General features: G+C 41.1%; 16 protein-coding genes. 3 read left to right on the forward strand and 13 right to left on the reverse strand.

The annotated features are described in order from the left end of the window. The first annotated feature begins 32 nt into the window (after positions 1-32). Positions 33-1,208: a Pycsar system effector family protein gene (locus UXI14_RS08785; RefSeq protein WP_335965814.1), complete on the forward strand. Its 1,176-nt coding sequence runs from the start codon at positions 33-35 to the stop codon at positions 1,206-1,208. On the opposite strand, the gene UXI14_RS08790 is transcribed toward UXI14_RS08785, so the two are convergent. The 12 genes from UXI14_RS08790 to UXI14_RS08845 all read right to left on the reverse strand — a co-directional run bounded on the left by UXI14_RS08790 (position 1,201) and on the right by UXI14_RS08845 (position 17,116). After that, positions 1,201-3,564, reverse strand: a complete 2,364-nt coding sequence (locus UXI14_RS08790; protein WP_335965815.1) for a GAF domain-containing protein — start codon at positions 3,562-3,564, stop codon at positions 1,201-1,203. The genes UXI14_RS08785 and UXI14_RS08790 overlap by 8 nt on opposite strands. Positions 3,565-3,721: 157 nt before the next feature. Then, positions 3,722-4,774, reverse strand: coding sequence for a family 20 glycosylhydrolase (locus UXI14_RS08795; protein ID WP_335965816.1), 1,053 nt, complete (start codon positions 4,772-4,774; stop codon positions 3,722-3,724). A gap of 4 nt (positions 4,775-4,778) precedes the next feature. Next, entirely contained in the window at positions 4,779-5,972 is a 1,194-nt protein-coding gene (locus UXI14_RS08800) for a DUF5009 domain-containing protein (RefSeq protein WP_335965817.1), read from the reverse strand. A 3-nt stretch (positions 5,973-5,975) separates the two neighbouring features. Continuing rightward, positions 5,976-6,764, reverse strand: coding sequence for a ThuA domain-containing protein (locus tag UXI14_RS08805; protein WP_335965818.1), 789 nt, complete (start codon positions 6,762-6,764; stop codon positions 5,976-5,978). A 308-nt stretch (positions 6,765-7,072) separates the two neighbouring features. Next, positions 7,073-7,870 (reverse strand): SDR family oxidoreductase, encoded by a 798-nt coding sequence (locus tag UXI14_RS08810; protein ID WP_335965819.1) that lies wholly within the window; start codon positions 7,868-7,870, stop codon positions 7,073-7,075. A gap of 4 nt (positions 7,871-7,874) precedes the next feature. After that, positions 7,875-9,953, reverse strand: a complete 2,079-nt coding sequence (locus UXI14_RS08815) for an alpha-L-fucosidase (RefSeq protein ID WP_335965820.1) — start codon at positions 9,951-9,953, stop codon at positions 7,875-7,877. A gap of 1 nt (position 9,954) precedes the next feature. Next, a complete protein-coding gene (locus UXI14_RS08820) occupies positions 9,955-12,327 on the reverse strand; it encodes a glycoside hydrolase family 95 protein (RefSeq protein ID WP_335965821.1) in 2,373 nt (790 codons plus the stop codon). A 14-nt stretch (positions 12,328-12,341) separates the two neighbouring features. Next, on the reverse strand, positions 12,342-13,163 hold the full coding sequence (locus tag UXI14_RS08825) for an amidohydrolase family protein (protein ID WP_335965822.1): 822 nt from the start codon (positions 13,161-13,163) through the stop codon (positions 12,342-12,344). Between the two features lie 5 nt (positions 13,164-13,168). Then, positions 13,169-14,029: a fumarylacetoacetate hydrolase family protein gene (locus tag UXI14_RS08830; protein WP_335965823.1), complete on the reverse strand. Its 861-nt coding sequence runs from the start codon at positions 14,027-14,029 to the stop codon at positions 13,169-13,171. Positions 14,030-14,049: 20 nt separating this feature from the next. Continuing rightward, entirely contained in the window at positions 14,050-14,826 is a 777-nt protein-coding gene (locus UXI14_RS08835) for a glucose 1-dehydrogenase (RefSeq protein WP_335965824.1), read from the reverse strand. 17 nt (positions 14,827-14,843) lie between these two features. Then, entirely contained in the window at positions 14,844-16,151 is a 1,308-nt protein-coding gene (locus tag UXI14_RS08840) for an L-fuconate dehydratase (protein ID WP_345786377.1), read from the reverse strand. A 92-nt stretch (positions 16,152-16,243) separates the two neighbouring features. Then, positions 16,244-17,116, reverse strand: coding sequence for an AraC family transcriptional regulator (locus UXI14_RS08845; protein ID WP_335965826.1), 873 nt, complete (start codon positions 17,114-17,116; stop codon positions 16,244-16,246). Positions 17,117-17,520: 404 nt separating this feature from the next. Here UXI14_RS08845 and UXI14_RS08850 point away from each other — a divergent pair, with 404 nt between their 5' ends. Then, the gene (locus tag UXI14_RS08850; protein ID WP_335965827.1) at positions 17,521-18,762 is read left to right on the forward strand and encodes a glycoside hydrolase family 88 protein; all 1,242 of its coding nucleotides are present in this window, start codon (positions 17,521-17,523) and stop codon (positions 18,760-18,762) included. Positions 18,763-18,859: 97 nt separating this feature from the next. After that, positions 18,860-19,285 (forward strand): thiol-disulfide oxidoreductase DCC family protein, encoded by a 426-nt coding sequence (locus tag UXI14_RS08855; RefSeq protein WP_277899532.1) that lies wholly within the window; start codon positions 18,860-18,862, stop codon positions 19,283-19,285. Positions 19,286-19,342: 57 nt separating this feature from the next. Here UXI14_RS08855 and UXI14_RS08860 read toward each other — a convergent pair whose 3' ends face one another. Next, positions 19,343-20,530: an acetate kinase gene (locus tag UXI14_RS08860; RefSeq protein WP_335965829.1), complete on the reverse strand. Its 1,188-nt coding sequence runs from the start codon at positions 20,528-20,530 to the stop codon at positions 19,343-19,345. Between the last annotated feature and the right edge of the window lie 50 nt (positions 20,531-20,580).

The raw sequence follows: 20,580 nt of genomic DNA on the forward strand, positions 1-20,580 counted from the left end.
ATTATATTCAAAGATTTAGATATTAAAATTCCATGAACGATATAGTTGATAAGTCGTCGGACTATGTAAAAAACTTACTAATTACGAAGTTAGGTAAAAACTATTTATATCATAATCTGATCCATACAGAAAGAGTAGTTTCGAGTGCAAAAAAATTATGCGAAGCACTTAAAATATCTGCTGAAGATGAAGAAATTATTATGCTTTCTGCTTGGTTCCACGATACGGGATATACGCAAAACCCTACCGAGCATGAAAGGGAAAGCTGTAAAATTGCCAAACAGTTTTTAGAAGAAAATGGCTACAATAATACCGAAAAGCTCAACAAGGTATGCAGTACCATTATGGCCACTAAAATGGGTGCGCTGCCCCAAAATATATTGGAAAAAATAATTAAGGATGCCGATAGTTCCCATTTGTCAAAAGAAAGTTATGTTAATACTTCTGAGATATTGCGACAAGAATTGGCCGCTACCGGTGTGGCCGATTTTTCCATGGACGAATGGAGGAACAAAAATATAAAGCTTTTTGCAACCATGCATCAGTATTATACGGCTTATGCTATTGAAAACTGGAGCGAGGGCAAGATTAACAACCTAAACCAACTGATTAAAAAAAACAAAAAGGACAAACAAAAGGAGAAGAATGAAAAATTAAAGGCCAAGCTGAAGCAGGAAAACCCCGAAAGAGGCATACAAACCCTCTACAGGGTTGCGCTGCGCAACCATATTCAGCTTAGTTCTATTGCAGATACAAAAGCAAACATCCTCCTTTCCATTAATGCCATTATTATTTCGTTGGCCCTTTCCAACCTGATTCCAAAATTAGATAGTCCCTCCAATAGCCATTTGGTGTTGCCTACTTTGGTACTGGTTATTTTTAGTGTTATCTCGGTAGTTTTTGCCATCCTCTCTACCAAACCAAATGTTACACGAGGAGAATTTACCGATGAAGATGTTGCCCAACGCAAGGTAAACCTGCTATTTTTCGGTAATTTCCATAAAGTTCCTTATAAAAAATATGAATCGGTTTTAAGGGAAATGACCAAAGAAAAGGAATATATATACGAATCTTTGACCATGGACCTGTATAATCTTGGGCTTGTATTGGCCAAAAAATATAAACTCTTACGAATTACTTATATGGTATTTATGGTAGGGTTGATACTATCGGTCTTTTCTTTTATTATAGCTTTTTCGTTTATTTAGCAATTACCTTCATAAGATCGTTAAACGTCAATGGGCTCTTTCCTTCGGCATAGGTATACAATATTTCTACCGACATGGCCTTTAGCCCAATAACGCCCTGTAATTCCTCCAATTCATTAATTTCCACCTTGTCATAAAGCATGCCCTTTGCCTGCAATAAACGTATGTACCTTAAATATTCTTCTTCTTCCTTTTTTTGAGAATACACAATGGTAATCTTGCCAGGTTTGGTTATGCGTTCGTTGGTGCCTTTAATATGTGCCTTGTCTATACGTTTCTTTATTATTTCATATCTGGCATTGTAGGTCCCATCGACATCAAAGCGCTTTTCGTCCATTCTAAATTTAATGGTAAGCGGAGAACTGTGCACCAAAATCAAGGAAGTAACGTCCAAAGGCACCCCAAGGCTTGGTTTTAGCTCGTAATATGCATTTTCCATGGCACACATTACCACCAATTGCCATAATTTTAGGTTTTGAAGGTATATATCGCTGTAATTTTTTGTAGGCGCAATAACATTTCCGATGTACATGGTGTGGTCTACCCCATCTGTTTTGTACCTTTCAAAATAATGGGGGAAAATATGCTGGGCCTCGACTTGTTTTTCATCCAGTATCCTGGCCATTTTTTTGTTCATGCTTGTAACGGCATCATCATACTTTCTACGTTGGTCGTAAATCATCTTCAAAGATGGGTCCAATGCCTTTTCATAATGAGTCACCATTGCTGCCAGGGAACTGTTGAATATGGCTATTTGCTCCAACGATGGATGTATTTCTTCTTTTAGAAAATCCATCACAATTTGTTCGGTCCCTGTTTTAAAAGATTTTTTTACTTCTTCTAAATACGACAATACCCTAAATTGATATTCCTCATAAATTGGGAATTTCATCAAACTGGTGACGCGGTCGAATATTAGGCTTAACTGTTCAAGCTGCGTTATTAAATCTTTTTGGGTTGCCTTGTTCCTGGCTATAGACGAGTTTTTAATGTCTATTTGCCCATACAAAGGAAATACATCCTTAAAAACAATATCTTTAAAAGAAATAATATTCCCTCTGTTTTTTTCTTCCAAATAATGTTTTACCTCTTTTACAAATTTCCACTTTACACTTTCGTGAATGGAAGTATACTCATTTTGAATAATCGCCTCAATGGCATTGGCATGCTCGTTTTTATTGCGGATAACCGCTGCGGTGATATACGGAAGAACATCGTTAAGCTTGTTGGCATTGATGCTGTTTAACTCGTATTTTCTTTTAGAAACCAGTTCTAGTACGCCCAAAAGCTCTTTTTCGTTTGTTATGGGAATTAAAATGGCGCTTTTATATCCTTGGTGGTACAATGCCCTGTATGGCATTGCGCCTTGCGATAATTTATAAGCTTTCTCAATATCTGAAATTGAAAAGTATTTTTTTTCGCCTTTGAGGATCTGACTCGATTTTTCGCACAAAATGGTGTCGCAGTCTTCTTCATGCTTTTCCCATAGCAAATAACTGGGCAGCCCTTTGGTTAATTTCTCAAAAACATACGAATGCTCATCGTATCCAGAGAAACCCGTTTGTAAATCGCTAATATTGAAAATAGACCGGAATATTTCCTGAAAACGGTTTAAAAGTATGGCATCGCTGGACGATTGTTCCAACAAGGTCGTTTTTAAGTCGGAAATAGAATCGTCTATGGTTACGTCAAAAATATTAGAAATAACAAAACCGCTCGCAATCCAACTATTGGGCGGAAATTTTTCTTTCCATAACTCAAGGTTGTCAAAACCATCCAAAAGTTCTTCGATATCTTTATCGGTAAGGGTCTTTGCTTTATCGGTCGGGAGAAATTCCATAAAGTCTGCATTGTACTGTATTCTATAATGCCTTAAAATACCGTTCTTGTCTGGAATGTCGTAAAAAAGTGGTTTTTTATAGGCCAGATCGCCTTTTTTATAATAAAACGATAAAATTACGGCACATTGAAGAATGTACATTTGTTCCTCGGGCACGTTCCTAATTTGCAAATCGTAACCGTCCCCTGCATCTTTTAATATTTTTTTAAAACGCTGGGAAGACTTAAAGATGTTATTGTCAAAAGGAAGTCCGGCCGTTTTTATTTCGTTGTTGGAAAGTATGGGCGAAAACGAATCCTGTAAAAGTATTTCTATTTGCTCTTTGTAATCCCCGCATTTGTTCAAGTCTGAAAAACCATGCCTCAATTCCGGATAAGCATCTGCCATTTCAAGTATTTGCCTTGCATTTTCGGCCTGAAGCTTCGAGCCGTTCTTGGCTACTTCTTCGTACATTTCCAAAAGTTTATTAAAACTAATGCTTATTTTAAATGGGGAATCGTGTAAATAGCTTTTCATGCCAAAAGTATTATATCTTTATGTCTGTCGGTAATTCCTACAAAACTTACAATAGCATACTGTAAAAATACAAATAAAATATACGCAGCAATAAAAAGAAATATGCCCCGATAGGTATGTTCAGGGCATTAAACCATATAAAATATTAAGGCCAAGCTTAAAAAATAGCCTTAAATGTTGTGGCTTCATTCACTTCTTCATTTTTATTGTCTTCAAACATGTCCATAAAGTTTTCGGCACTTGTCCAAACGGTATGCAGCATTCCTCTGTACCTGTCTTTCATTTCATCGGTAGCATTGCTTCTTAAATCTTTAAGCATTTGCTGTTGTATTTTTGCCACTTCGGGCTTTCTCCAAGAGCATGTGGCCACATCAAAGCCGTGCATGGCAAAATAAGACGCCGTTGGGTCTGCCCTTTCGTAATGCCAATCGCAAATCATTACATCTTTGGGTATTAAATTAATGGCCCTATACGTATTGTTCATGCTTGCTTCCCACATTCCCATTCCGGTTGTTTTGCCATCAATAAGCCTATCTCCCCAAATCCATAAACGCTTTCCAGAAGCTGCCAAATGGTTCCTTATCTTTGTTACTTCTCCAGCATATAGCTCGGCTTTATCCCTTCCGCCACATCTGGGGCAATTTGGGTCTGCTATATAAAAAACTTCGTCCATTCCTGCATGAAAAGCATCTGCTTTAAAAGCGGCAGTTATTTCATCTACCAAATCAAATACTACTTTGTGCACTTTTGGATGAAGCGGACAATAGCTTTTACAATATAGCCCTTCCTTATTTGGCCATTCGTATTCTTTGGGCATTTCTATTTGTGGGGTTTCGTCAAATTCTGGGTATACTTCCAAAAGCTTCCCCAAAGATCCCGCCCAGGACTGATGCCCCAATAAATTTATCTGCGGAATAATTTTAATACCGGACTTCACGCATACTTCAACAATTTTATCAACATCGGCCTGTGTCAAACCATCTTTTTCTGCCAATTCGGGATGCGATTGGTATTTGAAGTTATAATCTACCCTTAAAACCATGGTGTTGACCTTCCGTGGGGCAACTTCTTCTTCTATAAATTTTACAAACCTGTCCACGCTTTTATGTTGGGGAGCCGCTATGGCCAAACCCCTTAAAGGCAAGGTGTCTTGCGCCAATAAAGTAAAGTTGATGCATAGAAAAAATAATAGCAAATACGTATTCTTCATTTTTTTATAATTTAAGTTTGATATTGATTTTTGATAAAAGGGCGGCAAAGCCAATCATGGCAAATGCCCAAACAACAGAGCCCAAAACTGCCAGTAATACCGATTCTTCCTGCTTGTAAAACAAAATATTCAACCCCAGTCCCCAAATGGTAAAATAAATAATATCGGGGGCAAGATATGTGGTAAGCGAATTTTGCCCGGCGGGTTTAAATATAGCGCTCCATTTTATAAGCTTTAAATAATCTATTATGAAGAAAAGAACACAAAAAACCAAAATGCTTATACCGTTACAGATCATTGCCCAGCTTGGGGTTCCCTGAATTTTTGAAATAATAAACCAGTTTCTCAATATAAAACCGCTTGTTAATACCAATACTCCAAAGGGAATCAATATTTTAAACAATTTATCTGGTTGAAGCTTGTATTTTTTTAAAATCATACCTACCAATAGCCCGCAGATAACAATTGAAGGCACATTCCCACTCACCAAAACTCCAAAATAGGGTGCTACCCCGTCTAAAAAAGTTAAAAGTCCAAGCAGTGAAAGTACATTCAAGGCAATAAAGAGTAACCAGATCAAGCTAACCTTTACAAAGCTTCCTTTTGCAAGCAAATAAGAAACCGAAGCGGCAAAATATCCCCAGCCTATCAAACCTAAAATTCCCCACCAGCTGGTAATTAACCATTGCGGGTCATTGGGGGTTCCTGCTTTAAAAATAAAGGCAAGTATAATTAAACCAATTACGCCAATAAGTTTTAATGCCTTGAAAACAATGTTGTAATTTTTAGAGTTTGGGTACGTATTCCAAATTAAAAATATAGAAATATAAACCAATATGGCCCAAAGGTTTTGGTTTATCCCGGCCAGTTCCGGATTTAACCTATGGATATTGACCATCAAAACCCCAATTAACAACAAGCTCAGGGTTCTAACTGCAATGTGCCAAAGAAGCTTGGCCGTGCCCTCCCCTTTTTTTTGCCTATACATAAAGGCAAATGGTATGGATAAACCAACCATAAACAAAAAGCCCGGAAAAACCCAGTCGGCTAATCCCATGGCGTCTTCGGTAGCTTTGGTGTGCACCATCCATTTTGGCACGCCGGGTTCGTATAAGTCGTTAACAAAAAGCATGAGGAACAAGGTAATTCCCCGCATTATATCGATAGCTAATATCCGATTGAAGTTTTTTGCATTCATCAATTAATATTTAAATACATTTCCTTTTTTATCCGTAGAAACCACATACTTTAAAGCCGCAATTACCATCCTGTTTTGAACAGCTTCCTTAAAAATCCTGCTCCCGTGACCTATATTCATATAAACCATCCTGTATTTTGTGTGCGTCCAAACTACAGGAGTATCACCACCTTGAATAATGTCTTTTAGCCCAAATGGATAGTTGTCTTCCGAAAGGGATGCCAATACTTTTACATCGGGGTTTTCGCGCGGGCTGGGTTTCCACTGGTACCATTCATTAGCTGGTGCTATATAAGTTTTGGGCATGCCTTTGGTTACGGGGTGCATTGTATCTTCAACTATAATTTTTGCGGGCATTGGTGGCCAATTATTAGTATAAAAAACAGCGCCACCCAAAAAATCAACAAACCATGGCCAATTGGCAGTTTTATCGTTGTATGCCGATACATGAAACCCGAGCCATCCACCGCCATTATCCATATATTTTTCAAAAGCTGCTCTTTGCTGTTGGGTATGCGGAAAATCGTTTAACATGATTATCAACGAATACGATTGCAGATCGTCCAACAATAAATCGTCCATATTGGTTGTTGTTTCCAATATAAAACCATCTCCAATGGTTAAATCTTTTAAGTAAGCAATTGCGTCATTAGCAAAATTTACATGGGCTTCTTCTACTTCCGTGCTATAAAAGACCAGAGCTTTAAACCTAGGAAACTGTGCGAAAGAATAAAACGAACATAATAGAACAAAGAGATATAGATTTCTCTTAAAAAAAAGTTGTAATAACATGGTTTTAGGTTGGTTGAATTTACTGAATTCATCTTGACTTTTTTGATTGAAGCCAGGATGAGTTCGTTATAAAACGTTCCTAAATTAAATATTAAATTATTGTAAACAATTAGTTTTCGGTAACTTTTTTTTGCGGTAAAATTGTCAAGGTTGTTTAGCTACAATCTGCTGTTGTTCGTCTAAAAAACAATGTTCGGATTATTTAAAATGAAGATATTAGTTGTTTTTTCATACACTGGGCAATTTCGGCCTGTCCCGTCCCAATTACCAAAAAGCAATCAAAAGGATGTTATTCTTGGCAACGAAACTTAAATTTCCCCTTGAGGTTTTATAGCACGATCCAAATGCACATATCCGCCATCTACATACAGCAATTGCCCGGTAGTGTGGCTGGATTTAGAAGAAAGTAAAAAAGCTGCTGTATTGGCTATTTCTTCCGGGGTTGTCATTCGGTTTTCCAACGGAATACGAGCTGTAATTTCATTTAACTTTTCTTCTGGATTCGAAAACGTATGAATCCACTTTTTATACAAAGGGGTATAACTTTCGGCAACCACAATGGCATTCACCCTTACTTTATAAGGCAATAATTCTACCGCCCATTCGCGCGTTAAGGCATTTCGGCCACCATTGGCGGCGGCATAGCCCGAAGTCCCGCCTTGCCCCGTTTCTGCCGTTTTAGAGCTTATGTTTACAATGGCTCCTTGATTTTTCTTTAATTCCTTCAAACAAAAATGTGCCATTAAGTAGTAATGGGTCAAGTTTTTGTTGATCGAGGCCATAAAACTTTCAAAATTGCCATTTTCGAGTGAAACCCCATCGTTAACCCCGGCATTATTTACCAATCCGTGAATGGTTCCATGAGTTTCTATTACTTTGGCAACAACCTTTTTACAAGCATCCGGATCGGTAAGTTCTGCTAAAACGTAATCGGCTTTTCCACCATTTTCTTTAATTTCTGTTACGGCCTTTAAAACATCTTTTTCCGTGCGTCCAACAATAATAGGCAATGCGTCCTCCTTGGCCAAAACCCTGCTAATTCCAAGCCCAATGCCTTTATCGCCTCCAGTTACTAGTATAATTTTATCTTTCAATGCTAAGTCCATATCCCTAATCTTTTAGTATGCCAATTTCTGCATAAGTTGCCCGCACATCGTCGCCCGCCACTTTTATCGCCTTCAATTTAATATATTGTGCTTCAACGGGCGTAAAATTTACCTCCTGTTTTATTCTGTTGTTTACAATATTCCCAAATTCTCCTTGGGAAATCTTTTTCCAGTTTTTCCCGTTCGTGCTTACCGAAAACTCATAATCGGTTATAATCCCAAATGGAAACCGGGCCTGCATTGGTGTGTACGAAAATCCTTTTATAACTATATTTTCCCCAAAATCTATGCTAATTTCCCTTGCCGTATCGCTGGCATCGGTCGCCCAATACGTTTCAGGGTTGGCATCAATTACCTTTGCAACAGCTGTTTGTTTTCCCGAAGAAGCTTCCAGCACCTTCCAGTTCTTTTTGGCGGTTTCCAGTTTTTTGGTCAACACACCTGTTTGATCCTCTGTTTCGGGATTGTATGCAATTACTTTCAATATTTTTGGTTCGTTCACCATAAACGGTCGGGAATATTTAGGTGAATTTAAAGTAGGTTCTGTTCCGTCAACGGAATAATAAATTTCTATGGCATCATCTGGAACTTGCAATGAAACCATTCCATTTTTATTTCTTTTGATGATGGGCTGCACCAATAAATTAGGGGCATTGTACAAGGCAATATTCGACAGTAGAATAGGTCCTTTTGATGCTTCTATTGCTATTTTCACTTTTGATGCCTCTATCCTATCAAACCTTAAAATCCGTTTATAACCAATGGTTGTTTGTTCGTCGATAAGTTTCCATTTTCCATCTACTTTGGCTTCTATTTTAAACTTTTTAACACGCTGCCCAAGCGGAATGTATTCCTGCAATAAAACCCGGTTTACCATTTGTGGCTTATGGAATGAAAGCGTAACGCTTGCCGAAGTAACCGAATCTTCCGTTGCCCAATACGTGTTTTGGTTGCCATCAATGGCCATGTGGGCCCTGTAATTTTTGCTGCGGCTATTGGAAGCCTCTGTTTTTGCCTCCGAAACCACGTTTTGGGCAAAATCCTTATCCAATTGCCTGCGGAGCTTCATCAGTTGAATTGAATCTTTTTCGTGAACCAGCCCACGTTTGTCTACCGGGATGTTCAACAAGAAAGATGCATTTCTTCCAACCGATTTGTAATAAATATCCACCAATTGCGCCAAGGTTTTTACTTGATGATCTTCCGAAGCATGATAATACCAGCCCGGCCTTATGGAAACATCGGCTTCGGCAGGCAACCAATGTGTACCATCCTCGTGACCGCTTCGCAATTCTTTGTAGCGTGGCCAGCCGGGGTATATTTCATCGCGCCGCATAATGCTCCAATTGGTTTCGTTTGCCCAGCCTTCTTCATTGCCCACCCAACGTATATCGGGGCCGCCATCGCTAAAAATAACGGCTTTTGGCTGTAGTTCCCTAACAATTGCAATGGCCTTTTCCCATTGGTAATAGGTTTTATTGTCTATTTTGCGTTCTTCATTGGCACCGCCGTAATACCCCGTTCCGCCGTTGGCCCCGTCAAACCAAACTTCAAAAATATCGCCGTAATTGGTCAATAACTCCCGTAACTGCTGATGGAAAATAGCAACGTATTCGGGTTTACCATAATTTTTATTGTTTCGGTCCCAAGGAGAAAGGTACACGCCAAATTTCAATCCGTTTTCCTTGCAAGCTTCTGCCAATTCCTTAACAATATCCCCTTTTCCATTTTTGTAAGGCGAATTTTTAATGGAGTGCTCGGTAGTTTTGGTAGGCCATAAACAAAACCCGTCATGATGTTTTGCAGTTAAAATAATGCCTTTCATCCCTGCTTTCTTCACTGTTTTTGCCCATTGCCGTGTATCGAGATGGGTGGGGTTGAACGTTTTAGGCGATTCGCCTCCCAAGCCCCATTCCATGTCTGTAAACGTATTCATATTAAAATGAACAAACGCATAATACTCCAACGGTTGCCATGCCAATTGCCTTTTGGAAGGTATTGGCCCGACGGGCGCAGGTTCTTTCTCGGCACAGGAAATAAAAGCAAGTGCGGTAAAAAATAGCAGGAAAACTTGTTTTGTCATTTTACTTTTCAATTTTATTCAGCCCTTCGCCCAAATACATTTTTGTATTTGCCTTTAGGTTAATTGTTTTTGTAGTGCTTCCGTATTTTACATCAACAGATTTATTTATCGGGGAAAGCAAGGTCAATGTAACCAATTTCCCGTTATTCCATGTTATGCCTACCTCGATATTGCCCCTTGCCATAAGTCCGCTTATCTTTCCTGTTTTCCAGTTTTCCGGCAACGTTGGCAGAATGCGCAAGAAGCCTTCATGCGATTGCAGGAGCAGTTCTGCAACTCCTGCGGTATAGCCAAAGTTCCCGTCGATCTGAAAAGGCGGATGCTCGTCAAACAAATTATCGGCCAGGGAAATTTCAAAAAACTTATTGATATTTTCTTCTGCCGATTGTTTATCGAGCAACCTCGCATTGAAATTAATCATCCATGCCCTGCTCCATCCTGTGCCGGCGCCACCATGTTCCAACCGGTATGCTATAGTTTTTTTGGCAGCTTCAAAGGCTTCGGGGGTTGCTTCGGTAATATCGTCTCCGGGATGCAGTGCATATAAGTGCGATATGTGCCTATGTCCCTTCTCCGGTTCATCATATTGTTTGTCCCATTCTAAAATACGCCCGTCTTTGCCTATAATTACCCCCGATTTTAAATCTTTTTGCTTTGCTTTTACTTCAGCAATAAAATCATCTTCAATATTTAAAACGGTAGCCGCCTGTAAAGTATTGGCAAACACCTCGGCTATAATCTGTTGCCCCATTGCCGTGCCTCTTGACACAGCCGCAGGCTTTCCATCGGTAGCAAGATAGGAGTTTTCGGGAGATGTTTCCGGGTACGAAATCCATTGCCCCGTGGCTTGGTCCTTTTGTAGCCAATCTAAGTAGAATAAGGCCATTTCCTTTAAGTACGGATATGCTCTTTCCTTTAAAAAAACCGTGTCTTGCGTAAAACGGTACTGCTCCCAATAATGTTGGGCAAGCCACCCGCCACCGTGTATCCATGACCCCCAAAAGGGCTGTGCCGCGCGCATAAAGGTAGGCGCCCATAAATCGGTGGTATGGTGCACCACGGCACCGCGATTGATTCCATATTGTTCTTTGGCCGTAACTTCCCCCCTTTTTACCAGTTTATCGGCAAAATCAAATAGCGGCAGTTGGCATTCACTTAAATTGGTAACCCCGGCGGGCCAGTAATTCATTTGTAAATTGATGTTTAAATGATAATCGGCATTCCACGGCGCAACAATATGGTTGTTCCACAGCCCTTGAAGGTTTGCGGGGTTGGTTCCCGGCCTGGAACAGGAAATTAATAGGTAACGCCCATACTGGAAAAGTTTTGCTTCCAGATCCAGATCGGGGTTCCCTGCCTTAAATTTTTGCAACCGTTCGTCTGTTGGAAGTGAATCCAAAGTTTCCTCGCCCAACTTAAAAGCCATACGGTTGTATAACTTACCAAAATCTTCGGTATGCTTTTTTAAAAGTTCATCAAAAGGTTTTAAAGATGCCTTTGCCATATTTTCTTCGGCTACCTTCTCAAATTCTTCATGATAAAACGAGGTTTGCGTTACCAAATAGATTACCGCCTTTTTCACGCCCCGTAATTCCAGCTTCCCATTATTGGATTTTATTGTCCCGGAGTCTGTTTTTGCCTTCAAACGGGTTTGAAAGTGCACCCCATCCTTCATTGGGTGCGGCTGATCGGCTACTTTTCCTTCCAATTGGGTAACGGTGCCATTCATTACCATTTCGTTTTCTTCCGGTGTATGTATTTCCACGGTTGGTTGCCCTGCATCGTCGGGCCTTGATAATTGCAGGTCGAAATCCATTCCCGCGCCTGCCGATGTTTCCAATTGAATAACCAATGCATCATCTGGCCGGGAAGCTATTACCTTTTCGGTATACAATTCCCCATCTACTTCATACGTTACAGAAGCCAATGCGTTTGCAAAGCTCAATCCGCGTTTGTATTTGGTAACTTTGCCCTTGTGCTTAAAATCTATAAGCAGGTCTCCCGCAGTTTGGTGCGACCTTGTAATCCCTTTAAACGAAAATTTATCAACAATAAACTTATCGGCTTCATGCACTTTGCCTTCATCGATTAATCTTCTCAGTTCTTTTAAATCTTCGGGAGTCCCTTTGCTGTTCCCAAGGTTAGCGCCCCCGGGCCACATGGAATCTTCGTTTAACTGTATGTGTTCTTTATTGGTGTCTCCAAAAACCATGGCGCCCAAACGCCCGTTTCCCACTGGAAGTGCCTGCATCCAATCTTTTGCTGGCTGTTTGTACCAGATATCGGTTATACCGTTCTCTTTTTGTACCGATGCCTCCTTGCAGGAAGAAAGAAACATTGCCATAAAAGCTAGGCCAAGGTATTTTAATTTCATGTTGGTCGGTTTTTTTAGTTGTCTATATTATAAAATTGTATGGCGTTTGTACCCATTACCCTTTCCAGTTGATTGCCTTTGAAGTAATTGGTTATAATTTCCTTTACCTCTTTGTATTGGGCAGCGACCAGGCAAACAGGCCAATCGGAACCAAATAGTAATCTTTCCGTTCCAAAGGCATTGGTTGCTACCTCAAGAAAGGCAGTAAGGTCTTGCCCGTTCCATTTAAAGTTTTCTGCCTCGGTAACCAGGCCGGAGACCTTACAAAACACATTTTTATGCAAGGCTAGCCCGGTAATGGCATCTTTCCATTGTGTATCCATACCGTTGGATACTGCCGGCTTTGCCATATGGTCGAGCACAAACTTTTGCCGGGGGAAACTACGTACCAAATTAATTGCCTCGTTTAGTTGCCGGGGCTTAATTAATATATCGTAACTTAGATTATGCTTGCCCAAGGCCTTTATTCCCCTTCGGAAGTTGCTTTGTTCCATAAATCCCATAGGTTCTGCTTGGACAATATGCCGAACTCCCTTAAATTTTTTATACGATGTAAAATGAAGCAGCCGTTCCTCCACATTTTCGGCTAGCAAATCTACCCAGCCTACGACCCCTTTTATAAAATTATGCTCCTCTGCTAGTTTCAACAGGAAATCTGTCTCTTCTTCCGACTGATCTGCCTGAACTGCCACGCAACCATCCATATTATTTTGCTCCAAAACACTTTTTAGGTCGGCGGGCATAAAATCCCTGCGGATTTCCTTCATAGCATCGGTTATCCAAGCATCACGAACCGGGTTGTACTGCCAAAAATGTTGGTGGCTGTCTATTTGCATTGTAATTACACTTTTTGGTATGCCTTTGCCGTTTGTTTGGAAACGCCCAAGCCTTCTATTCCCAATTCTACCTCATCGCCGGGCCGTAAATAACGTTGTGATTTTAAGCCCATCCCTACACCAAAAGGGGTTCCCGTGGAAATAACATCTCCGGGGAGCAATGTCATAAACCCGCTAATATAACTTACAAGGGTCGGGATATCAAAAACAAAGTCGGACGTGCTGCTGTCCTGCATCATTTGTCCATTAAGCTTCAACCATAGGTGAAGGTTGTTTGCATTAGCAATTTCATCTTTGGTAGCAATAAAAGGTCCCAGCGGTGCAAAAGTATCGCAGCTCTTCCCTTTTACCCATTGCCCCGACCGTTCTATTTGAAATTCCCTTTCGCTATAATCGTTGTGCAACACATAGCCGGCAACATGATCCATGGCATCTTCTTTGGCAACATACGAAGCTTTTTTACCGATTACAAAGGCAAGTTCTACTTCCCAATCGGTTTTTTTACTGTCCTTTGGAATAATTAGATCGTCGTTGGGACCCACAATGGCCGATGTTGCCTTAAAAAACAGTACCGGCTCCTTTGGAATGTCCATCCCGCTTTCTTCGGCGTGTTTTGCATAGTTAAGTCCTACGCATATCAATTTTGAAGGCCGTACCAAGGGCGGACCCAAGCGTACCTCGGTTGAAATTTCCGGGCAGTTGGCCTTGTTTACACGCAACCATGCACGCAATCTATCCACACCCCCGTTACCAAAGAAATCTTCGTTGTAATCTTCTCCAAAAGCAGTTACGTCTATGCGTTTTCCATCTTCAAGTTGTATTCCCGGTTGTTCTTTACCTGCTTGTCCAAATCGAATTAGTTTCATCTATATATTTTTTGTTGTATTTATCCGTTTAACTTTATAAACCCGCCATCAATGGGGAAATCTGTTCCCGTAATAAACGATGCTTCATCGCTGCACAGGTACAGGGCAAGATTGGCAATCTCCTCTGGCTTTCCCATCCTTCCCATGGGTTGTGTTTTAGACAACTTCTCAAACATTTCCTTTTCTTTCCCAGGATAATTGCTGGCAATAAAGCCATCTACAAAAGGCGTGTGTACCCGTGCCGGGGAAATGGAATTACAACGGATGTTCGCTGCAACATAATCCTTTGCTACCGAGTATGTCATGGTTAACACCGCACCTTTGGACATGGAGTACGCAAACCTATCGGAAATCCCTACCGAAGATGCTATGGATGCCATATTGATAATTACGCCGCCGCCATTTTTTTTAAACACCGGCACCAAGGCATGCATGCAATTGTATACCCCTTTTACGTTCACGTTGTAAATACGGTCGAAATCTTCTGCCGAAGTGTGTTCCACGTTCCCCACATGCGCAATCCCGGCATTGTTGATTAAAATATCCACTGTATGTCCTGCAACTATCTCTGCTACAACGCCGCTTACCTGTTCCTGGTTGGATACATCGCATTTTTTCCAGCTTCCCTTCCCTCCTTTGGCAAGTATGCCTTCTATGGTTTCCTGTGCATTGACCTCGTTGTGCTCCAAGATGTGCACAAAGGCGCCGTTTTGGGCAAAATTCTCGGATATCGCTTTCCCGATACCGCTTCCGCCACCGGTTATAATAGCTGTTTTATTTTTTAAACTGAATCCCATGTAAATAATCGTTTCTGTTATACTGATTTCCATTCCTTTCCTTCCGGAAAGCTGTAATCTTGTATTGATTTGCTCTTCATAGTAATGCTGTACCCCGGCTTTTGTGGCGGCATGTACGCACCGTTCCTTATAACTACCGGATCCAGGAAATGCTCGTGCAAATGGTCTACATATTCTATCACCCTGTTATCCATAGACCCGCTTATGGCAATAAAATCTATCATCGATAGGTGTTGCACGTATTCGCAAAGCCCAACGCCCCCGGCATGCGGACAAACAGGGATGTTAAACTTGGCCGCCATGAGCATTATGGCAAGATTTTCGTTTACCCCACCTACCCTACAGCTGTCTATCTGGCAAATTTGCATGGCATTGGCCTGCATTAACTGTTTAAAGATAACCCTATTCTGGCAATGTTCTCCGGTAGCTACTTTTATGGGGGCAATGGCCTTTGCAATCCTTGCGTGGCCCAGAACATCGTCGGGACTGGTGGGTTCTTCTATCCACCAGGGGTCGAACCTTTTAAGGGATTCCATGTTTGTAATGGCTTCATCTACGTCCCACTTCTGGTTGGCATCCATCATTAGCTGTAGGTCCCCGCCTATCTCCTCCCGGATAATGGTTGCCCGCCTTATGTCGTCTTCCAGGTTAGAACCCACCTTGATTTTCATATATTTAAAGCCTTCTTTCTTTGCTTCCCGGCACAACCGTCGCATTTTTTCATCGGCATAGCCCAGCCAACCCGCAGATGTGGTATAGGCCGGATATCCTTTTTTAAGCAAATAATCAATCCGTTCCTGTTTTCCTTCTTCTTTTGCCTTTAAAAAGGCAATGGCCTCTGCCGGGGTAACAACATCGGTTATATAGGTAAAGTCTATGCACCTTACCAGTTCTTCAGCAGGCATATCTGCCAAGAGTTTCCACAGGGGTTTCCCTTCTACCTTTGCATAGAGGTCCCATACGGCATTTACAAGGGCACCCGTGGCCAAATGGATAACTCCCTTCTCTGGCCCGAGCCAGCGCAATTGGCTATCGCCCGTTATTAGCTTCCAAAAAGCCCCCATGTTGGCGGTAAAACCCGATAACTTTTTGCCTTTTATTAAATACGACAACGATTGTATGGCCGCCGCGCACAATTCGTTCCCCCTACCTATGGTAAAGGTAAGCCCATGCCCTTCGTACCGCGTATCATCTGTTTTTAGTATTACATAAGCAGCAGAATAGTCGGGATCGGTGTTCATTGCATCAGATCCATCCAAAAATTTACTGGTCGGGAACCGAATATCCTTCACCAAGACATCTATAATAGTAATTTCTTTATCCATCATTAAAATTAATCTTTTCAAATTTATTTTAGAAGGATATTAAATTCCACCCCTGAGATTACAAACCATGATACTTTTTTTGCCCTTGGTGTCTATTGGGCATATAAATCGAGAAATTCAGTAGGCGACATCTTCTTTATCTTTTTAAACTGCCTATTAAAGTTGGAAATGTTGTTAAACCCGCTATCGTAACAAATAGATAGTATCTTTTGCTTCCCCTCCAACAAAAGTTTGCAGGCATACCCTATTCTAATCTCGTTTAAATAGGCTGTAAATGTTTTACGGTGGATGCGTTTAAAGAACCTGCTAAAAGCCGAAGGGTTCATATGGATAACCCGGGCCACATCTGTGGCACTTATGGGGTGATTAAAGTTTTTAAATATGTACTCGTAGACTGCTTTTAGGTTCTTATTGTCCCCTTCGCTAAAAGAAGTCAGGAAACCCTTGCTCGATAGCACACTATAGCCTTTATGACGAGCCAACTGGTCCAGCACATCGAGCAATAACAACAACTTTTTAAAAGGCGACAGCGACGCATCGGCTTCGGTCTTCTTCAATAGGTCTACGGTTTGGGTAGGAAGGTTGTGGAACACCATACCTTGCTGTGCTTTGTCCATAAGATGGTTTATTTGCCTTAACTCTTTGGTGCCCATAAAGGAATTTCCTAAAAAATCCTTTCTAAAGTGAATAGAAATGGCATCTGCCCGTAGTTTGGACCCATCTTGGTAATATGCGGCATCGTTTATCCACATATGCGGAAGGTTTGCCCCTATTAACACCACGTCTCCTTCATGAAATTTCTCGATACTATCGCCAATAAAGCGTGTTCCCGTACTTTTTAGTACCAACACGAGCTCTAATTCGGGATGATAATGCCAAACTTTGAGGAAATGCTTGTGTTTGTTTCTGGTAACCGAAAAAGAATTGAACTCCGTATCTGTCCTGTCTAAATAATGAAGCTTCATGGTGGCCCTGTATTACTGCTATTTAAAAACCGAATGTACAAATATTTATCCTTTCTATCATTTTACCCTTTTTAAATATCAAAAAGCAGTTCTTATGTATTTTATGTACCTGCACACGCATATTTTTTGCCTGCAATCGCATTTTTCACCTCTGCACATGCACATTTTATCCCTGCAATCGCATTTTTTACCCCTGCACACGCACATTTTACCTCTGCAATTGCATTTTTTTGCCTGCTTATCCATTTTTTTGGCTTCCCACGTACAAATTTCAGCTTCCTATGTATCTTTTTCCCTTCCTCATATATATCAAATAACTGATAAATAGTTATAAAGTGTCATTTTTTCTTCTGAAGGAAAACTATGTTTAAGAAAGATTGTATTTTGTGATGCATAACCTATTAATGTCAACCAAAAAAGAATATTTAAGCAATCTTATAACCAAAACATCGATGAAAAACCGTTACTTACTTATAATTACCATTTGCTGTTTGCTGTTGTCGTGCCAAAAACAAGAAACAAACTTGCGTACGCAAATAGATAAGGCTTTACAAACAGCCGCAGAGCAATACATATACATGGCCAACCGCCTGCCCGATGGCCGTTTCCCTAAAACATACCATAAAACTACCGATAGCCTGGAAACAAGCAACTCTGGGTGGTGGTGCAGTGGTTTTTATTCGGGTACGCTTTTATATTTATATGAAGCAATGGGCAATGCCGAATTAAAAAACGAGGCCTTAAAATCGTTGCAGGCCCTTAAAAAGGAACAATACAATACTTCTACGCACGATTTGGGGTTTATGATGTACTGTAGCTTTGGCAATGCCGAACGGCTTGAAGACTCCAAAGCATATAAAACAATCTTGATGAACAGTGCCAGATCTTTGGCTACGCGCTACAACGATACCGTTAAGGCCATACGCTCCTGGGACAGCGCTCCTTGGAACAAGGCCGAAAAAGGCGATCTGGTTGTTATTATAGATAATATGATGAACCTAGAGCTCCTCTTTTGGGCAAGCAAGCATAGCGGAGACCAAAAATATGCCAACATAGCCATTGCACATGCCAACACGACCTTGGAAAATCATTTCCGGGAAGATTACAGCTCGTACCACGAAGTAATTTATAGCGAGGCCACGGGAAAGGTAAAGAAACGCATTACCAATCAAGGTGCCGCAGATAATTCGGCATGGGCCCGCGGACAGGCATGGGGGCTTTATGGATATGTGGTTATGTACCGGGAAACAAAAAATGAAAAGTACCTGCAACAGGCCACCAACATTGCACATTTTATACTGAATCATCCAAATTTCCCCAAGGACGGCGTACCTTATTGGGATTTTAACGCACCAAATATCCCGGATGCCCTACGAGATTCGTCGGCCGCAGCAATTATTGCAGCTGCGCTCATGGAACTTTCTACCTATACCAATGGGAAATACCTTGCCGAAGCCGAAAATATATTAAAAACCCTGCTCTCTCCCGAATACCTTGCACAAAAAGGTACCAACGGCGGATTTATTTTAAAGCACGGCGTAGGGCACATGCCTGCCAACTCGGAAGTAGACGTTCCTTTGACCTATGGCGATTATTATTTGGTGGAAGCTTTGCTAAGATATAAAAAGCAACAGGCCGCCCAGTAACGGGAACGGGATGTTAAATGCATTATAATACCGTTGCCATGTGGCTCGCGAGCGTATCTATTTAATATCTTTGTAACAGTAAACAGCTATATACAACATGGAGCACCTGGAGGACAAGAAAATTATATTATTCGATGGCGTATGCAACCTTTGCAACAGCACCGTGAATTTTGTTATTGAAAGGGACAAGAAAGACGTGTTCCGGTTTGCTTCATTACAAAGCGATATAGGAAAAAAGCTGTTATCCGAAAGAAATATAGACCCCTCGGTAACAGATTCCATTGTACTTATAGAGCCTAATGTGGCCTATTATGTAAAATCGTCGGCCGCCTTGGAAATTGCAAAGGAAATTGGCGGTTTTTGGAGCGTTCTTGGTGTTTTTAACTATATTTTGCCAGAAAGCCTCCGCGATGCCCTGTATAATTTTATTGCCAGGAACCGCTATAAATGGTTTGGCAAAAAAGAAGGTTGCCCGCTCCCTACCCCAGAGCTTAAAGCAAAGTTTTTGGACCAGTACCCATAAAAAAAAGGGAAACCAAGCCATATTGATTGCCCTTTTTTATATGTTTCGTACAAACATTTATACCAGCAACTGGTAACTTTGCTTGGCTATTTCCAATTCTTCGTTGGTAGGGATGACCAAGACCAATACCTTGGACGATTCCTTGCTAATAATCCTGTTCTCGCTGGAGCGTACATTGTTTTTGTAGTTTTCAAGCTCTATGCCCAGATAATCCATATCCTGACAGACCATGCGCCTCAACACACTGCTGTTCTCGCCAATTCCCGCGGTAAACACAATTACATCCAGTCCGTTCATGGCCGCCGCATAGGCGCCAATGTACTTTTTAATCCGGTAAGCGTTCATTTCCAGTGCCAATTGGCATTGCTGGTTTCCGTTGGCGGCGGCTTCTTCTATTTCGCGCAGGTCGCTGTAGCCCGTTAAGCCCAACATGCCACTTTTTTTATGGAGCAGTTCGCTAACATCGTTGAGGGAATACCCCAATGTATTTACCATATAAAAAATAATGGATTGATCTATGTCGCCGCTGCGCGTACCCATAATAAGGCCGTTCACAGGGGCAAAACCCAACGAATGGTCTATACTTTTCCCGTTTTTAATGGCGGTAATGCTGCAACCGTTCCCCAAATGGACGGTAATTACCTTTGATTTCTTTTTACTGATAAAATCCTGTGCCTTCTCTGCAACATATTTATGGCTTGTACCATGAAAACCGTACACCCGGATGTAATTTTCGTCTAATAATTTATTCGGAATGGCATATCGGTATGCTCTTTCCGGCAACGTTTGATGAAAAGCCGTATCGAAAACGGCAATTTGCGTTGCATTGGGAAATACCTGTTCGGCCACCTCAATGCCCGTATAATTATGCGGGTTGTGCAGCGGGGCCAAGGAAAACAAGCGCTTTATGGTGGCCTTTACATCTTTGTCTATTACAATGGTATCGGCAAAATCTTTACCGCCATGTACTACGCGGTGGCCAATGGCATCGATTTCTTCTATATTGGCAATGGCGCCTTTCTCGGTATCCATCAATAAAGCAGCTATTCTTTTTAACCCGTCTTCGTGATTGGCAATTTTAACCTGCTCGGAAATGTTCATCTTCTTCGATTTGTAATGAATGACCGAATTGTCCAGGCCAATTCGCTCAACAAGGCCGGCGGCTATTACTATTTCACCCGGCATTTTAATAAGTTGAAATTTTATGGAAGAACTTCCCGAATTGATGACTAATATTTTTTTCATGTTTCCTTATTCTAATTCTCTGTTTCCTTTATTTTTATTTCTGCTCCCAG

The organism is Galbibacter sp. PAP.153 (genome assembly GCF_037029175.1).
Taxonomy (GTDB): domain Bacteria; phylum Bacteroidota; class Bacteroidia; order Flavobacteriales; family Flavobacteriaceae; genus Galbibacter; species Galbibacter pacificus.

What these genes read in the sequence shown, in the direction of transcription:
- UXI14_RS08785 (WP_335965814.1), top strand. Translation starts at nt 33, where the DNA reads ATGAACGATATAGTTGATAAGTCGTCGGACTATGTAAAAAACTTACTA.
- UXI14_RS08790 (WP_335965815.1), bottom strand. Translation starts at nt 3,564, where the DNA reads ATGAAAAGCTATTTACACGATTCCCCATTTAAAATAAGCATTAGTTTT.
- UXI14_RS08795 (WP_335965816.1), bottom strand. Translation starts at nt 4,774, where the DNA reads ATGAAGAATACGTATTTGCTATTATTTTTTCTATGCATCAACTTTACT.
- UXI14_RS08800 (WP_335965817.1), bottom strand. Translation starts at nt 5,972, where the DNA reads ATGAATGCAAAAAACTTCAATCGGATATTAGCTATCGATATAATGCGG.
- UXI14_RS08805 (WP_335965818.1), bottom strand. Translation starts at nt 6,764, where the DNA reads ATGTTATTACAACTTTTTTTTAAGAGAAATCTATATCTCTTTGTTCTA.
- UXI14_RS08810 (WP_335965819.1), bottom strand. Translation starts at nt 7,870, where the DNA reads ATGGACTTAGCATTGAAAGATAAAATTATACTAGTAACTGGAGGCGAT.
- UXI14_RS08815 (WP_335965820.1), bottom strand. Translation starts at nt 9,953, where the DNA reads ATGACAAAACAAGTTTTCCTGCTATTTTTTACCGCACTTGCTTTTATT.
- UXI14_RS08820 (WP_335965821.1), bottom strand. Translation starts at nt 12,327, where the DNA reads ATGAAATTAAAATACCTTGGCCTAGCTTTTATGGCAATGTTTCTTTCT.
- UXI14_RS08825 (WP_335965822.1), bottom strand. Translation starts at nt 13,163, where the DNA reads ATGCAAATAGACAGCCACCAACATTTTTGGCAGTACAACCCGGTTCGT.
- UXI14_RS08830 (WP_335965823.1), bottom strand. Translation starts at nt 14,029, where the DNA reads ATGAAACTAATTCGATTTGGACAAGCAGGTAAAGAACAACCGGGAATA.
- UXI14_RS08835 (WP_335965824.1), bottom strand. Translation starts at nt 14,826, where the DNA reads ATGGGATTCAGTTTAAAAAATAAAACAGCTATTATAACCGGTGGCGGA.
- UXI14_RS08840 (WP_345786377.1), bottom strand. Translation starts at nt 16,151, where the DNA reads ATGGATAAAGAAATTACTATTATAGATGTCTTGGTGAAGGATATTCGG.
- UXI14_RS08845 (WP_335965826.1), bottom strand. Translation starts at nt 17,116, where the DNA reads ATGAAGCTTCATTATTTAGACAGGACAGATACGGAGTTCAATTCTTTT.
- UXI14_RS08850 (WP_335965827.1), top strand. Translation starts at nt 17,521, where the DNA reads ATGTCAACCAAAAAAGAATATTTAAGCAATCTTATAACCAAAACATCG.
- UXI14_RS08855 (WP_277899532.1), top strand. Translation starts at nt 18,860, where the DNA reads ATGGAGCACCTGGAGGACAAGAAAATTATATTATTCGATGGCGTATGC.
- UXI14_RS08860 (WP_335965829.1), bottom strand. Translation starts at nt 20,530, where the DNA reads ATGAAAAAAATATTAGTCATCAATTCGGGAAGTTCTTCCATAAAATTT.